We start from the raw sequence: 17848 nt of genomic DNA, 5'->3' as shown, positions 1-17848 counted from the left end.
TCGATGACTATAGGGAAACATGGCTTACAGCAGTGAAACATGCGAGGCGTGACATGGTTACCCCTGTAAACGAACGGGGCTATGGGAAAGGGGTGCACCTAGACTGTTGGTAACAAAAAGCACGAAAAAGGCAAAGAAGGTGAAATATACGGTTACTTCAGCCGTCTGTCTTCGACGCGCCTGTGGAAATTGAATGGCAACATATCTTGAAGGAACACACTTCATGCAAAGCACGCGAATCACCGCGAAAGCCAGCGTCTGGATATTCTTGCCCGCAATCGCAGCAGCCGTATTGCTCGCCCACGATGCGGTCGCACAAAGCACTCGTACCATGACTGTTCTCGGCTCGATCGACGGCACTGCCGATGGCTTCGAACGGAGCTGGCTGACCATCTCGGGCGAGGTCGAAGGTAGGCACATGTCGTCCGCCGCCTGGCGACCGCATTCAATGGCCAACATGATGGAAAGTGTCCTTGGGGGTATGAGTGAACAACAGCGTGCTCGAATGGCACAGGTATTCGGTGGCGACGGGGAAGAGCAAGTCGCCCTGAGGATCATGGGCGTTGACCCCGAGGCAGAAAGTATTCTAAGGCAAGGTGGCCTGACGATCGAACTTCCCCCGTTTTCAGCCGACGAGGCGGAACAGATGCTGAACGGACGAAACGAGGCCGAAATTGCCTATCACAAGAACTTCGGTGAGCAGAGGGGCTATTTCGTGTCCTCGCATGACGTCGGGACCGACGCCACGGTCACATTCGACCGGCTGGAGATCGTCACCGGCGGCGGTTTCGCGGCCGGAGCGTTCGAGGGCAGCCTTTGCCCTATCAGTGCTTTGATCGGGTCAGAGCCCAGCCTTGAGGGCTGTATCCTAGTCGAAGGCCGCTTCGAGACGGAACTCGGCGAGGAAGAGGCCGACAATCCAGCGCCTGCGGCTGCTGATTGATGGGGGCGGTCCGGTGATGCGCACTTTGATCTCGATTGCCCTGTTCCTTTCGGTGCTCTCGTTCGGCGGTGCCGCTCAGGCGCAACTGACGCTCGAGATCCCTGAAGAGGAATTCGAGGCCGCCGAGGACTACAAGCCCATTCCGCCACCCAGCATGGATATCGATTTGACCGGCACCCTGCCCGAGGCGGTTCTGGAATCGATGCTGGGCAAGACACCCTACGACTTTGTTGACGTGGTATGGGGCATGGAGGTGACCGGCAACTGGACCGATGCCATAACCGGCACCGGCACGCTGCAGGTCACCAACTTTACCGAAGGCCGCGGGGCGTCGACCCAGGTTGATCCGGAAAGGTACACGGGCCAGCAAGGCTTCCGCATGTACAATGCCCGCCTGCAATCGGAGGGAGACCACGTATTCAGGCTGTTTGCTGCATTTCCGCCTGATCACGGCGGGGTGGCGTTCGGCACCGAGCTTGATGACGTGAAGGGCCTGTTCGAAGTTTTGCTATGCCACATGTTCGAGCCGGACCGAAGAGGCTGCATCGATTACCCCGACGAGTACTACGAGACGGAATTGCCCGAGCTCAGCAAGATGCACATCATGCTCAAAGGCAATGCCTACAAGATAGAGTTCGCCGCCCGAGTCCGGGAAACGCGTACCCATCGGGAGCGGGGATATTCCTCGACCGATATGACGGGTCGGATCGGCGATGTGCGTGGTTGGGTCTGTGATAGGGCATCTTGGGAAGAGGACCCCGAGGCATGCGCGGCGACTGAGCCTCTGGAGGTCGCGTCGAACAGCCCGCCGCATCAACGGGAGAATGTCCATCTCGAAACGCCAAAGATCGAGATCGAGTTCAATTTTCCGGTCGCGGCAGATGTCCTTGACGCAAATTTTTCCCTGACCACGCGCGACATCCGCAGCGAGGCTCTAGAGATGACAGGCCGGATCGTGCCGGTCTCAGACACCCTCTTCCGGTTCGACCCGGATTTCGACCTTGAATCCGGCATCATCTACGAGGCCCGCATCAAGGGTGGCAAGGACGGTGTTGAAAGCCGCAACGGCGCGACAATGACAAGCAGCGCGCATTGGTGGCGGTTCACCACGCTTGTTGATCTCGACAACCATGGCGGGCCGGTCGACGAGCCGCTGCGCAGCCATGTCTACCAGACGGTTCGCGATGCGCCGCTGGTGGTGGGCAAACCAGCCCTTCAGCGTATCTATGTAGATTGGGAACCACACGGTCACATCCACAAGGGCTGGCAGCCGGAAAGTTTTCCTGCGGAACTGGACATCAGTGTCGTGGATCAGAGCCAATGGCGCATCGACCCCCAGGCGGGCGGGTCCATCGATGGCAACGTCGTGCGTGTTGTGCGAAGCGATCTGCTTGAACAGGGTGAGATCGAGCGCCATGCCCGCAATACAATCAACGTCTTTGGCTGGTCGCCCGACGCGCAGGGCGGAACATCGGTGATCGAAACGCGGCTCACCCCGCACGATCCGCACCCGAGCTCGGTGGCGGCGCAAGACGTGATCGCCGAACGTGATGTGCAGCACTGGCACACGGACCCCGCACCCCTGGTGTTCCGCTACACATTTCTGAAGGTCGGATCATGGTCGGACGGCGTGCCCGAGGCCGAGCGGCAGGCGGCCCTGACCATGGTCGGGATGGCGGAAGACTTCGCCGTGCAGCTGATGCCCATCAAGGAAGCCTACGGGATCGGCACCGGACGCGACGCAGACCAGAAATACGCGAATATCTACCGCGACGTTGTCCTTGGCATTATTGATAAAGCGGTTCAGGCGGCCGATTTGCAGTCCGCCACGCTGGGCTGGGTTGCCGAAAACGATCCGCGCAGACTCTTCCGGGAAGAGCCCGAAATCGACCTTGAAGACGACTCAAGTCTTTTGCAAAGGCTTGGAGCATTCTTTGCCGACAATCCGCCAAACGAAACGATCCCGACACTGGCGGAACTCTACCTGGTGATGAACGACTCGGTAACCCCGCAGTTGCGCATGGGAATCAATGAGCAGGCTCTAAAAAACACCATCCGCGCCGTTCGGGAGGAGATCGGCAGCTTTTTCAGCGGAAACGACATTCTCGTCGTGTTTTACCCGCCAGATTTCTACGGTGCGGGGCAATCATTCGGACAAACGCCTCATTCTGACGGACGCCATGGCGTTGCGATGCCGATTACACTGGATCGGTCTCCCTCGGCGCTGGCAGAAGGCCTTGTTCATGAGCTCGCACACTATTTCGGCCTTCCTCATCGTCCGGGTGAAGCATCCGATATTTCTTACCCGGCCTCGGAGTTTTCCGGGGGGCGCTTTGACGGATTTCGTTTGGCCCTTGACGGCATGTCCGGCCATAACAAGTCATCCATCGAGGGAAACGGAGAACATCCCACGACGCTGGCACCCCTGATGTGGCCATATTTGATTGAGAGGCGATTGGCATTTGTCAGCAGGGACGAATACCTGACCCTGCTGCGTGCCTTTCAAACCAGGTAAGTGAAAACGCGATGTTTTCCGGCCCTTAAAATATCGAAGGAGCACCCCCCCATGTACCCCGGCTATGTAACTCACCCCCGGTTTGCATCGATTTTGACAGTATCGGCCGCCGTTGGGGTCGCTGTATTGCTGACGGCTTGTGGCGGCGATGACGCGCCTGGCGACACCCAAGAGCAGGAGGCCAATGCTGGTGCCATGATCGAGGCTCGTGCAAAGGAGGACACTCCCACCGGGGAAAGACTGGAAGGGCTCTACGCCGAGAGTTTGCACAGCGGTATCGAGGCCGCCACCACCGGTACGGCGTACATCGAAATCGAAGGAGAACGCCTGGAATTCAGCGGCATTGAATGCAAGATCACAGAGCGCGACGATGGCGAGGCGTTGCAGTTCAACGTTAAGGGTGAGACCACGCGCGGCACCACTGAACTCTCCGTACTTCGCGGCATCGGCTGGGGGGTTGGCTTCGACTACGAGGAAGAACTGGTGCAGGTGACGCATCTAGCCGACAGCGATGGTCGCGACCTGGATTCCGTGGATATCTCGATGGCGCAGAACTCCGGGGACGAGGCTGGCGTCAAGCGGTGGCACCGCGGAAATGGCCCTGACCCAATGTTTCGAATCGTGGGCGCCAACGTGACCGCCACCGGGAGGCTCAGCGGGCACCGAGGGTCCGAGAACCCGCAGGAGGGGGACTTCGTGCTTGCGGCCAACTGTGGCGAGGCGTAGCCGGGCTGGCACGCCCACCTCCGATGATGTGACGCTCATGGAGGGTAGGTGGGAGTGTCGAGATAAGCATCGAGGCTTGAGAGATACCCCTGCAAACGAACGGGGCTACCAGCTGGCAGCGTGCCTAGACTGCTGGTAACAAAAAAGTACGAGGGGATAAGAAGGTGCGAGTTGCAGTTACATCAGTCTCCTGCCTGCTGACACTGCTGCTGGCCGGCAGTGCGGCAGCCTTCCCCAGGATGGTCTTCGAGGAGGAGCCCAACGATACCCCCGAGCAGGCGCAATCGTTCCGTGGCGAAGCCCGCCTGGTGGGGGAGGTGTCGAGCGATGATCGAGACATGTTCCGCTGGGTGCTGGACGATGCCGAAACGGACCGTCTCTGGCAACTCGAGCTGCAGGGTGATACGCCGGACGGTATCGCGGCACGTTTTTTCTGGCCCGCCGTGGAAGAGCCGGAGCCGAGCGGGGTGGCCGAATTCGGTGCCGCCGAGCCCGAGGAGAGTACCCGCGAGGCGACAGAGTTGCTCAGTCTCGGCATCAGCGCCGACCAGCCAAGGCGGCATCGCCAGCAACTGATCGTCCCGCCAGGGGAGCATCTTGTGAGCTTCCTGCCCCAAGGGGCGGGCGGTGAGTACCAGTTGACCTTGACCGAGGCGGGGCGCATGCGCATCCGCGGCCAGGTTGGCCCCGACGAGGCCGATGACCTGGAAGTGACCCCCGGGCGGCTGTGGTTCTTTCACCTTGATGTCGCCGAACATGCCATTCCCCTGGTGCCGGAGGATGAGGCGGCCGAATACCTGTGGCGACTCGATCTGCTCGGCGAGCTGGGCGTGTCGCTGGAGGCCTGGATCGAGAATGACGCCGGCGAACGACTCGCCGAAGTACACGGCGACTCCCCAGTGCAGCAGCAGTGGAGCCGCCTGGATCTCGCCGGGGGAGGGCGCCTGTACCTGCGTAACCCGCAGGGAGACGCCATCGGGCGCGTGGGGCTGGAGCTGGAGGAAGACGGCCAGCGTCCCGCGCCGCGAGCCGATGACCCGGCGGCGCAGGAGACGATGGAGGCGGAACCAGAGGCCGTGGCCACCTCGGAAGAGGAGGCTCTGTGGTTCGCCCTCGGCGAAGCCGCGACGCTGGATCTGATTCCCCACCAGCGTCACTACCTGGCCTTCAGCCTGGATGAGTCAGCGCCCGGCCAGACCCTGGACGTGATTGGCGATACTGACCGCGATATCGATGTCTGTCTCAGTCGCCATGACGACCGTGACCCGGTGTGCCGAGAGGGGCCTGCCGAGGCGCTGTTCGCCCAGATGCAACTTCCCGCTGGCGACTACCTGCTGCAATTGAGATTGTCGCGGCGTGCCGATGGCCCGGTGCCCACCGAGGTGCGGCTGACCGAGGCGGAGCTGCCGGATCGAGAAGGTTGGGTCAGCGAACCCAATGACCAGCGTGACTGGGCCGCTGTGCTGAGGCCCGGAGCCGTCCGTCAGGGCCGGCTCGAAGGCGGCGATACCGCCTGGTTCGAGCTGCTGGTCGGAGGTGAGACCCAGGTCTGGGAATTCCTGGCGGAGGGCGATCCACTCGAGCGCCTGGCCCTTTACCGTGATGGTGATAACCGCCCCTTCCTCGACAGCAGGCAGTCTCGCCGCGGTGACCCGCTGCAGCAGCGGCGCTTGAGCCCGGTGCGCCTGCTGCCGGGTCGTTACCAGGTGCGGATCGAGGGGGAAAATACCGATTACCGTCTCCAGGCCGAGCCGCTAGGTCGGCCCCAGCCCGGCAGGGAGATGGAGCCCAACGACACGCCCGAGGAGGCCAATCCGCTATGGCTGGGCGAATCCATCGAGGGACATTTCCACAGCGAGGATGACGCGGACCATTTCCACTTTCATCTGCCCGGCGAGAACCGCCTGGTGCTGGATCTTGAGCCGCCGGCAGAAGGGCGCCTCGAGGCCCGGCTGTTCTGGCAGGGAAATGAGCTACTGCGTACCCTCGACCTTGAGGAGGCCGCGCGCATCAGTCGGAGACTGCCCCCCGGGGACTATACGCTGAGGCTCGTCGGGAATGGCCCCTCGCAGGATCCCTACCGCGTCCGGCTGGACATCGGCGATCCCTGGCACCATCAGGGTGCGGTAGGACTGCTGCGGAATCTCGAGCAGGCGCCCCTGTTCCCCAGGGACGGAGTCATCGATGAAGAGACGGGTGGCGTGGATGACACCACAGGCTATCTTCGCCTGCCCGTCATCGAGCAGGCGCGCACCCTGCACATCGAGGTGCGACGCCCCAGAGACAACCTGCGCTTCGTCAACGCCGAGGGCGATGAGCTCGAGATCGAGGAGACAGACGAGCGGCGCCGCTATGCGGTGACCGTGCCGGCAGCCGAGCAGTGGTACCTCTGGGCGTCCATCAGTCGTCGCATGAACAGCCTCACGCTGGAGGACCCGGCGCAGCCTTTCACGCCGGAGATATCGCCCATCACTGCCGAGCTGGACAGTGAGAGCGTTCGCCTCCCGCCCTTCCTGCCCCATGCCCAGCGCCTCGAGGCCCGCCTGACGGTCCGCAATGAGGGAGAGGAATCCCTGACGCTGCCCTTGAAGGCCCACGCCAGCCATTCGGGCTGGTCGCTTGACGGACTGCCCGAGTCACTCTCCCTGGCCCCCGGGGAGCGTCGTGAAGTACCCCTGACCTGGACGCTGCCGTCCGAGATGCTGGAGAGCGATCCATCATCGCTCTTCGTGGCGGTGGGCGAGCATACGGCGCGCCGTGACCTGGAGCTGGATCCCTCGGCAGCGGCCCTGGACCCGCAACCAGCACCCCCCGTCCCCGAGGCGCTCGATGGAATGGTCGACCTGGCCTGGAGTGCCCTGGGGGCGCACTTTGTCGATGCCGATAGCGGCGAGCCCATCGATGGCCTGCCCCAGCGGCGCGGAGGCTCGGCACGCTTCCTGATTGACGGTATGGCCAGCGCCGCCAGCTCCATCGAGGTCGATGCCGACCCGGGGGAGGCCTTGCCGCCGATCCGCCTGGCCGGTGAGGGAGGCACGGTGCATGGCCTGGCCTTCAATCAGCGCTCCCTGCACGATCACAGCTACCGGTGGCGGGAGGTCGAGATCGCCCTGGGCGAGTCCCGGGATGCGCTGAACACCCGGATGACCGTCGAGCTGGACAGTCGAGACGGCGAGCAGTTTTTCCTGCTCGACGCCCCGGTCGAAGCACGCTACGTACGGCTGCGCCCTCTGGCGATCTTCCTCGAAGAGGACGAGCGCCGGCGTTCCCGCCATGGCAGCGGCGAGCTGCGGGTCCTTGGGGAGCCTTTCGGAGAGCTGGCCGAGCGGCGCCACGACCTGCTGGACCGTGACCTGGGCGGACACTGGCTATACACCCTGCCGGATATCGACCGCCTGTACGGTTTCCAGGGGCAGCGGCACACCCATCGCAGCGTCACCGGCGAGCGACGTGTGCGCCGGGGGCAGCGTATCAGTGACGAGCGCATCGAGATGGTCTTCGCCTTCCTCCAGCATCGGGCGGCGCGGATCGACGAGCTACGCTGGGTCGAGAACCTCGACTGGGACGGCCTGCCGGTGGAAGAGGTCTCGGTATACAGCTCCCTCGAGTCACCGGCGGGCCCCTGGGAGCACCGGGCCGACTGGGCCCTGGAGCGTGACGGTGAGGGTTTGGCAATTCTCTCGCTGCCTGACGCGCCACGGGTTCGCTACCTGCGCCTGGTGTTCGACGAGCCCGCCGTGCCCGAGGGCGAGCGGCGAGCCAGCTGGCGGATTCCCGAGGCCCTGCAGGCCTTCGAGGCCGATGCCCTGGGCAGCAGTCGTTCGATTCTCGGCCACTGGGGACTGGACAAGCCCCGCGGTCCGCTGGAAGCGGAGCAGGGCGGTGACGGCCTCAGGGTTCGAGAGATCGAGGATCCCGATAGCCACGCCGAGTCCCCCTATTCCCTGGCGGAGCGAGTGGTGGGACGGGTCGATGAGCCGGGGGATACCCGTCATTATCGGGTGAGCCTTGATGCACCGGACAATACCCTGGCATTCGAGCTTGAGGAGCCGGCTCGGGATCGCCTCGTGGCCACCCTCAGCAATGCCGATGGTGAAGCGGTGCCTCTCGACTGGTCATCGGTCGGTGGGGGGCGCCGCCAGGCCGAGGCGGTGGATATCCCTGCTGGCGATTATCGCCTCACGGTCAGCGAGCCGCCGCGCTCCATCGTCTTCCTGTGGGATGGCAGCGGCAGTATTTCCGAGCACCAGCCGGCGATCTACCAGGCACTAAACCGCTTCGCCGAGGGGTTGGAGCCCGGCAAGGAGGTATTCAACATGCTGCCCCTGGGAGGCCCACTGCTGATCAATGGCTGGGCTGACCACCCTTCCCAGGTTGCCCAGACCCTCGCCGCCTATGACGACGACTTCAATAGCTCGAATTCGGAGCCGGCCCTCGAACTGGCCAGCCGTGCCCTGGCCCAGCGGGAGGGACAGCGGGCGATCTTCCTGATTACCGATGCCGAGCAGACCGATCGCGACCTGGAGTCCTGGGAGACCCTGGCCCGGGTTCGCCCGCGGGTCTTCACCCTGGAGATCACCCATGGTTCCAGCCGGGACACCGAGGTGAATCGCTGGTACCAGAACCAGATGCTTAGCTGGGCCCAGATCGCCGATGGGCGCTATCGCTATACCGTGGATCGTACCGACCTGATTCGCGGCTTCGAGGCGGGCATGCGTGAGCTGCGCCAGCCCAGCGAGTTCGCGCTGGCGGTGGAGCGGCGCTATCAGGAGCCACCCGAGCCCGGCAGCCTGCGGGTGGTCAGCGCCAACCCCGAACAGCCGGCGGTGGCCGGCGGCGTGGTGCACCTGATCTTCGATGCCTCGGGCTCCATGCTGCGCCAGATGGAGGGCGGACGGCGCATCGAGGTGGCGCGGCGCATCGTCCAGCAGACCCTGGATGAGCGGATTCCCGATGAGGTGCCTATGGCGCTACGCGCCTACGGCCATACCGAACCCCACAGCTGCGAAACCGAGCTGCTGGTCGAGCCCCGTGCGGACAACCACGACGAGGTGCGCGAAGTGGTGTCAGGTATCCGGGCCATCAACCTGGCACGTACGCCGTTGGCCGCCTCGCTGGATGCCGTACTCGATGACCTTTCCGATTTCGCGGATCAGCCTCGCCTGGTGGTGATGCTTACCGACGGTGAGGAGACCTGTGACGGCGATGTGGCCGCCTCCGTGGAGGCCCTGGTCGAGGAGGGGGTGGACGTGCGCCTCAATATCGTCGGCTTCCATATCGACGAGATCGGCCTTCAGGCCGAGTTTGAGCGTTTTGCCGCCCGTGGCGGCGGCGAGTACTTCGATAGCCACGACGGCGATGAGCTGATTGCCGGCCTGTCCCAGGCCTTGGCGGCCACCTGGCGAGTGCTGGACAGCGCGGGCGACGAAGTTGCCCGGGGGCGGGTGGACGACGCCCCCGTCGAACTGGACGTGGGTCAGTACGAGCTGGTGGTGGAGACCCAGGAGGGTGAGCGGAGCAAGACCTTCAAAGTGGCACCGAGCCAGTCCGTCGAGCTGGGACTTTGATCCGGGAGCAGGAAATGGCGATGACGACAGCTTGTCGTGACGGCAACAGGTGCCTCAGGGGCGGAATGGCAATGATCAGCCTGCTGGCTGTGGTGCTGCTGGCGGCACTGGTAAACGGTGCGTCGGCCTACGCTTACCCCCGAACCCTGGTGGCCGAACCCCTGGCTGAGGGCATGCCGCCTTCCCAGGGCTTTCGCGGGGCAGCCCGTGTCCTGGGAGAGCTGGCCGAGGGGGAGCGGCACGCCTTCACCTGGTCGATCGATGACCGTGAGGTGGGTTACCTGTGGCAGATATCGCTGCGCGCCACCACCGCTGAGCGATTGCGGGTAAGCCTGCACGCTGACCAGGCTTCGGCAGGGCAAGGGGAACCGCAGGGTGTCACGACGTTTGGCGAGGCGCCGGCAACGTCGACATTTGGCACCGCCGATGAGGCGTCGGACGACGCGTCGCATGCTTCAGGCCCTGCTGCCGCTGAGGGGCGCGCGACCGACGAGCCGCTGCTGACCCTTGAGGCCACGCCCGATACCGCCGGTGATCGCGTGACCTCCCTGCTGGTGTCCCATGGCGACTATCGGATCGAGGTCGAGACGCACGGAGGGCAGGGCGAATATCAGCTCACCGTCGAGCCTGCCGATGAGATCACCCTTCATGGCACGGCAGAGGCTCCATCGAATGCCGACGCCCTGGTCATTGGCCCGGGCCGCGACTGGTTCTATCAGCTCAATGCATCGCGCCTGCAGCTCCCCCTTGAGCTCGATGAGAACGACGCCCGGCTCTGGCGGCTCTCCCTGCTGACCGAACTTGGCCATGCGGTAATGGCGCAGCCGGTGGATGCATCGGACGAGCCCCTGGTGGCGTCCACGGGGCCTCTGCCGATGAAGCAACAATGGGACCAGCTGGCCCTGGAAGAAGGCGCCGCACTGGCCCTGGCGCGTGATGAGGAAGGTGAGGCCATCGGCCGGGTGCGGGTGCGCCTCGAGCCGGGCGAGGCCCTTCCGGAGCCGGCGCCTGAGCCGGTGGCAGCGACACGGGAAGACGCCCTGGCTCTGCCCGCCCAGGCCACTCAAGTGCTTGAGCTGCTGCCCGGTCAGCGTAGCTACCTGGCCTTTGAGCTCAACGATGAAGAGGCTCAAGGGCAGGGCTGGGCGCTGGATCTGCTTGGCCCGGAGGATCCGCCGATCGAAGCGTGCCTGGCGGACGCCCTGGGTCAGGAGGCGATCTGCCGCACGGGCCCGCGGGAGGCACTCTTCGATCGGCTACGTCTCGACCCTGGCCGTCACTACCTGGCGCTGACGCCGTCGCAGCAGACGGAGGAGGCTGGCGTCGCGGTGGAGGTGATTCGCCGATCCGTTCCTCGGCCCACTCCACAGGAAGTGGCGGAGCCCAACGACAGCCGCGAGGTGGCAACCGCCTTATCGCCAGAGCAAGAATTACAGGGCACCTTCAATGGCCCGCGAAAGGGGGTTTTCCGGCTCGATGTGCCGCGCTCTGATCAGGTGTGGCGCATTGTGGCCAGTGGCGATGACCTGGATGACCTTCGCCTCTACCAGGCCGGCCATTCGGGGCGCTCCCATTTCGCCAGGTCCCAAGCCTACGGGCCTGTAGGTGAAAAGGAAGGCCTTGGTTTTTCTCGTCTCGAACTGATGGCGGGCACCTATTACCTGGAGCTCTCCGGGAGCGACAGTGACTATCGAATCCTTGCCGAGCGTCTGGAGGCCGATGAAGAAGGCTGGGAGCGCGAGCCCAATGACACCCGCAGCCAGGCCAATGCGCTGACTTTCGGAGAGGTCATGCGTGGCGATCTTCACGACGCCTCCGACGAGGACTGGTATCGGTTCACCCTGCCAGGCGACAACCGTATACGGCTGAAGATTACCCCGCCCGATGCCGGGCGTGTTCAGCCCATTCTCTACCGGGACGAAGAGCGTATTGCCTCCGTGCATCCACGTCGCGCACTGGATACATCGCCGCTGATACTCACCGGTCGGCTGCCGGCCGGCAACTATTATCTCTGGCTGGGAGATCGGGAGCCAGCCGGTCCTTATCGAGTCCGGCTGGACTTACAAGCGCCCTGGGAACCGATGGCGGGGCATGCCATGGCGACGCGCCAGGAACTGGCCGCCGAACCGCCACCTGACGGTCGCATTGAGCTTCCCCACAGCGGATTGGGTAACGACTACCAGTGGTTCCGTCTCCCGGTGGGCGACAGCCCCAGGGAAGTGCGAATCAAGCGGCTGGGGGACAATCGCCTGAGTCGCGCCCAGGTCGAGCTGATCGATGAGCAGGGTGAGGCGCTACCCACACGGGAGGTCGAGACGCAGCGTGACGACGCCGAAGCCGTGGCGATGCAGGTTCCGGCACGGGCAAGGGTCTACCTGCGGGCGAGCCGTGCGCGCCTGGGGCATATCGACCTGATCCTCGAGGATCCCCTGCTCGCAGAACGACAGGCCGAATCGCAGAGGCGCAGTGATGCCATCGAAGCCCGCTTCGAGGCAGACGGCCCCCTGACCGCCTGGCATGACGCTCCCCAGCGGTTGGAGAGCCGACTGGTGCTGAGCAACGGCGCCGAGGCGCCGGTGACCCTGCCGCTCGAGGCCCATGCCAGCCATGCCGGCTGGCGCATTGACGCGCTGCCCGACACCCTCACATTGGAACCCGGCGAGGAGGTCATTCTGGCCCCGACCTGGACGCTGCCGACCGGGCTGGATGACGAGGCGCCGGTGTCACTCTTCATCGGCCTTGCGGGCCAGACGCTCGAGGCGACCCTCGCTGTCGGCAGCGCCGATGCCGAGGCCGGCGTCAGCCCGGGGGACGCGACCCTGCGCGATCGGGCTCAAGGACTGGTGGACCTGGCTTGGTGGGGCCTCGGTGCCTACTTCGAAGACCCCGACAGCGGGGAGCCGATCATTGATGATGCCACCAGCGGCTGGGGTACCCATCGCGTGGCTTCCGAGCCCCGGCTGGTGCACCTGATCGACGGCATGAGCTCGATGGGCAGCCATCTCCGCTATCGCGGCGAGCCGGGGGAGGCCCTGCCCCCCCTGCGCCTGGCCGGCGACGGCGGCGACGTCGAGATGCTGGTGATCAACCAGCGTTCGGGTCAGCCTCCTGAGCACCGCTGGCGCGAGCTCGAGGTGTCGCTGGGCGACACTCCCGACGACCTGGAGGTGGTCACCACCCTCGAGCTTGACGCCGCCGACGGCGAGCAGTTCTTCGCCCTGGCGTCTTCCCGCCAGGCCCGCTACCTGGGGCTACGTCCTCTCGGTTTCTGGGGGGAGACGGGGCGGCTGGATGACACCGGCATCGGACAGCTTCGTGTGCTGGGCGAGCCCGCTGATGAGCTGGCGCGCCAGCGCCCTGATCTGCTGGCGGATCGTCGCGGTGGGCACTGGATCACTACGCGGCCCGAGGTTCCCGCCCTCAACGAGATGACCCTGCCGGAGCGCAATGCGTTCCAGGGCCATGGCGCCCATGGGGATCGCCTTGGACGAGGTCTGGAGCGGGGCGGTGAATGGCAGCCGGGCGGCGTATCGTTGGTCTTCGGCTTCCTGCAGCAGCGCGCGGCAAGGCTCGGGCAACTGGGCTGGCAGGAGGCGCCTGAACACCGCGGTCAGTCCATCGAGACGATAAGGGTCTATTCCAGCACCGAAAGCCCGGTTGGCCCCTGGCAGCATCAGGCTGACTGGCGCCTAGAGCGCGATGCGCAGGGGCTGGCCGAGCTGAGCCTGGACACCCCTGTCTGGGCGCGCTATCTGCGCCTCGAGGTGCTGATGCCCGAGCCGGACCCGGACCCGGAGCAGGCAGAGCGTCGCTGGCGGCTGCCTGCCGAGATCCGTGCCCATGAGGCGGAACCGTTGGGCGGCGGCGAGTCGATCCTGGCCTACTGGCCGGAGCAAGGCCGGGAAGGGCAGTCGGGACCCTATGAGCTGACGTTGAGCGAAGAAGCGCTTCCGGACGCGGTGGACGACGACGCCAGTCATCCCGACGCGCCCCGGCGGCTGGAGGAGCCCGTCACCGGACGCCTGGCGCAGCCGAATGATACTCGCAGCTATCGGGTGAGGATCGAGGAGGAGCACAACACCCTGGTGGTGCGGCTGCGTGAGACGCTTCGCGGCAGGATCCAGGCCAGCCTGGTAGCGCCCGATGGTGAGACGTTGTCTCTCGACTGGCAGCGTGAGCCCGAGGGGTGGCGCCGCGGCGAGGCCGTTGGCATTCCCCCCGGGGAGTATCGCCTGGACATCACCGAGCCGGCTCGGGCCATCGCCTTCTTGTGGGATGCCAGCGGCAGCCTGGAAGCGCTTCAGGCCCCGATTCTGCAGGCCATCAACCGCTTTGCCGAAGGGCTCGACCCCGACCAGGAAGTCGCCAACCTGATGCCGCTAGGCGGCCCCATGCTGCTCGATGAGTGGAGCGGGGAGCCGCGCATTCTGCGCCATACCCTGGCTGCCTACGACGGACGCTTCGAGAGCTCCGATGCCGAGCCGGCGCTTCAGGGCGCGACGCGCGCACTGGAGGCGCTTGACCGGGAAAGGGTCATCTTCCTGATCACCGATGCCGAGCAGATGGGACGGGCTATCAGTGTCTGGGACGACCTGGAACGGGTACAGCCGCGCATCTTCACCCTGGAGATTTCCCATGGACAGCAGCGTCTGGCCAGCGAGACACGCTGGTACCAGAACCAGATGCGCAGCTGGGCCAATGTGGGGGGCGGTCGCTATGCCTATACCCTGGACCGCCGCGATCTGGTGCGGGCCTTCGAGGTCGGCATGCAGGAGGTTCGTCAGCCCACGACCTTTGCCCTGGAGGTGACATCCCGTTACCAGGCACCTCCAGAGCCCGGCACCTTCCAGGTGGTCAGCGGCGAGCAGCCGGCGGTGGCCGGCGGAATAGTACACCTGATCTTCGATGCCTCGGGCTCCATGCTGCGCCAGATGGAGGGCGGTCGTCGCATCGAGGTGGCGCGGCGCATCGTCCAGCAGGTACTCGATGAGCGCATTCCGGAGCAAGTGCCGGTTGCGCTGCGTGCCTACGGCCATACCGAACCCCATAGCTGCGAGACCGAGCTGCTGGTCGAGCCCCGTCCCGGGAATCATGGCGAGGTGCGAGAGGTGGTATCGGGCATCCAGGCCATCAACCTGGCGCGCACCCCGCTGGCGGCCTCCATCGATGCGGTACTGGAGGACCTTTCGGGCTACGAGGACCAGCCTCGCCTGGTGGTGATGCTTACCGACGGTGAGGAGACCTGTGACGGCGATGTGGCCGCCTCCGTGGAGGCCCTGATCGAGGAGGGGGTAGACGTGCGCCTCAATATCGTCGGCTTCCATATCGATGAGGTCGTCCTGCAGGCCGAGTTCGAGCGCTTCGCTGCCCAAGGCGGCGGTGAGTACTTCGATAGTCACGACGGCGATGAGCTGATCGCCGGCCTGTCCCAGGCGTTGGCGGCCACCTGGCGGGTGCTGGACAGTGATGGGAGCGAGGTCGCCCGGGGACGCGTGGACGGCGAACCGGTCAAGCTGGATGTCGGCGAGTATGAGCTGGTGGTGGAGACCCAGAGCGGGGAGCGGCGCCAAGCCTTCGATATCTCGCCCAGGCAGTCACGTGAGATTCGTCTGACACCATGATATCTCGGCGGGCTGACCTGTTAGGCCGTTGTTTATCCTTCGCCGTTCGGGACGAAAGGAGGATTCAGTTGGAGGGGATACCGTGAACATGAGTTGCTGCAAGCCTTGGCACTATCTTCTGCTGGCCTTGGGGCTGTCGATGTCGCTGCCGTCCTGGGCAGAGTCCCAGTGTCGGGCACCCGCGGATCGTTACCAGGCCCTGGAGCAGGCGCTCAACGCAACCTATTCCCGGGCCGCCGACGCCCTTGGTCGGCTTCCCGAGGAAGCGTGGTCGATAACGGCGCGCCAGGAAGACCTGGGGGGGTCGGTTGCGTCGCTTTATTCCTGGGTGCGTGACGAGACCCGCTGGCTTCCCTACAGCGGGAAGCTGCGTGGAAGTCGTGGCGCACTGATCGATCGCTCGGGCAGCCACCTGGATCGTGCCCTGCTGCTGCATGACCTTCTGGAGGCTGCAGGGCATCGGGTCAGGTTGGCCCGTGCCAGCCTGGAAGAGGAGGCGCTCGAGGCGTTGGAGGAATACTGGTTCTTACCGAGGGCCGAATCGCTGCACCAGGAGCAGACCCTGGACGAGATGACGTTACGGCGAGCCACGGATGAGCTGGGTATGCCCAGTGAAGCACTGCGCCAGGCGCTGGCACGCGTTGATCGTCAGGGCGAGGCGATGGAGCGCGCCGTACGCCAGCGCACCGATCAGCAGACCCGGTCGCTCTGGGCCCTGCTGGAGGCGGAGGCCGGCCGGAGCGACGTCATCCAGTACCTTGATGAGTGGCAGGCGGCCTTGAGCGATCACTGGTGGGTCCAGGTGCGTGAGGGTGATGACTGGTTGGACCTGGATCCAGCGCTGCCCGGGCTAGGTGTCGGTGAGCGCCTCCACAGGGGTGAAATCGTGACCCTGTGGACCGAGGATATCCCTGACGAGCAGCTACACCGACTGACCTTGGAGGTGGTGGCGGAGCGGCTTGAATCGGGAGGCCTTCGCGAGCGCACGGCGCTGGAGGTGGAGCTCGAGGCGGCCCAGGCAGCGCGGCACTCCCTGGTTCTCGATCTTCAGCCCTTGGGGCTGCCCTCTGCTGAGGACCTTATGGGCGGCTCTGAGCGCTTTTCCAGAGAGGAGCTGCCGGCACTACTGAGCTCGCGGGAGGAGTGGCTGCCACTGTTGATGATCGGCGACGAGCCGGTAGTGCAGCACAGCATCCTGGATGATGGAGGTCTGGGCGACCCTGAGGGAGGCACCGGCGTGGGCGAGGCATTCTCGGAGGCCGCCCAGGTGCTGGGGAGTATCGGCACTGGAGGGCGCCAGGCGCAGGAAGAAGACGATACGGCTGAACTTACTGCCGTGTGGCTGCGCCTGCATGTTGCCGCCCCCGGAAGGGAAATCGAAACCTTCCAACGGCCGCTGATGGATATCCTCGGTGCCGAGCAGCGCCAGGGTGATATCGGAGAGCTGGTATTCGACGAAGCCACGCGAGAGGCCAGGGCACTGAGCATGCTCTCCACCACCGAACTGCTGGCCCAGGGGCACTGGTGGTCGAACCCCTATACGGCGGCACGTCTGCTGGGGGGGCTGCTGGATAACCGCATGGCAGCCCTGGGAGCCGTGCATGCCGTGCGTCGCGACGATCCCGGCCGGATGGGGCTGGCCATGGAGCGCCTTACACCCTACCCGGCAGAACTGTTTGCTCTGGCTTATCACCGACATGGACGAAGTGAGCACCGGGAGCGGCTGGCCCTGACGCGCCTCAACCTGCTGTCTACCTTCGAGCGCCTGGTCCCCCAGGCGGGAGAAGTCGCCATCGAGGGAGGCTTGGACATCATTGACAACCGGGTGGCGGTATTACCCGGGGAAGCCCCTGCAATCAGGGTTCGCCTTGCCCAGGGTGTGCTGGATACGGTCCTCGAGGCCGAACTACACCCGGGGCAAGGGCGTGGCGTCAATACCAGCCTGGCCTACGCCGAGGCCTTGGAAGCGGAAGAGAACTGGCAGCTGGTGGACAGCATCGCACAGCTTCCCGAAATGAGTGCGGCGAGCCGTGGCGCCATGGCAATGGCCCTGTCGTCGGGCCAGGTAGTGGTAATGCCGGAGAACCCCGGGATGGCACCCACCTGGTGGCGTCTCGATCCGGTCACCGGGGATGCCTTGGGCATGGGGCCCGACGGTCGCGGTCAGATGGTAGAGCAGGTGCTGGTGCTGATGAACAGCATCGACAACGCTGCCTCTGCAGTGGAGATGGTCCAGGCGGTCTGGAGTTGCATCCTGACCAAACCCAGCCCTGGCGCCATGCAGTGCTGCATCCTGCGTGAAGGTGCCTCAGCGGCCGCGGAGGGGGCCTTGGGCAAGCTGGCCGACCAGTGGGTCGAAATCGCCAAGTTTGCGACCGAATCCAAGATCTATCTTGCGGCCCTGGATTCTTACCTCGGCGAGGTCAATAGCGCCATCGTCGAGGACCTGATGCCCGACCCCTGCTAGAGGAGCCTC

At 64.8% G+C, this 17848-nt stretch carries 6 protein-coding genes; all 6 read left to right on the top strand.

The features are described 5' to 3' along the window. Window positions 1-193: 193 nt before the first annotated feature. The 6 genes from LY622_RS18490 to LY622_RS18465 all read left to right on the top strand — a co-directional run bounded on the left by LY622_RS18490 (window position 194) and on the right by LY622_RS18465 (window position 17839). The gene (locus LY622_RS18490; protein WP_234292218.1) at window positions 194-943 is read left to right on the top strand and encodes a hypothetical protein; all 750 of its coding nucleotides are present in this window, start codon (window positions 194-196) and stop codon (window positions 941-943) included. Window positions 944-959: 16 nt separating this feature from the next. Beyond that, complete coding sequence (locus tag LY622_RS18485) at window positions 960-3458, top strand: Ig-like domain-containing domain (RefSeq protein ID WP_234292217.1); 2499 nt, start codon at window positions 960-962, stop codon at window positions 3456-3458. Between the two features lie 51 nt (window positions 3459-3509). Next, window positions 3510-4184: a hypothetical protein gene (locus tag LY622_RS18480; protein ID WP_234292216.1), complete on the top strand. Its 675-nt coding sequence runs from the start codon at window positions 3510-3512 to the stop codon at window positions 4182-4184. Window positions 4185-4348: 164 nt separating this feature from the next. Further along, the gene (locus LY622_RS22690) at window positions 4349-9751 is read left to right on the top strand and encodes a VWA domain-containing protein (RefSeq protein WP_234292215.1); all 5403 of its coding nucleotides are present in this window, start codon (window positions 4349-4351) and stop codon (window positions 9749-9751) included. Window positions 9752-9816: 65 nt separating this feature from the next. After that, entirely contained in the window at window positions 9817-15372 is a 5556-nt protein-coding gene (locus LY622_RS18470) for a vWA domain-containing protein (protein ID WP_234292214.1), read from the top strand. Between the two features lie 88 nt (window positions 15373-15460). Continuing rightward, the gene (locus tag LY622_RS18465) at window positions 15461-17839 is read left to right on the top strand and encodes a hypothetical protein (RefSeq protein WP_234292213.1); all 2379 of its coding nucleotides are present in this window, start codon (window positions 15461-15463) and stop codon (window positions 17837-17839) included. Window positions 17840-17848: the final 9 nt, after the last annotated feature.

This window comes from Halomonas alkalisoli (assembly GCF_021412585.1).
In the GTDB taxonomy this organism is placed as follows: Bacteria; Pseudomonadota; Gammaproteobacteria; order Pseudomonadales; family Halomonadaceae; genus Halomonas; species Halomonas alkalisoli.
Note: the sequence above shows the minus strand (reverse complement) of the source record. Positions and strands in the feature narration are given on the sequence as shown.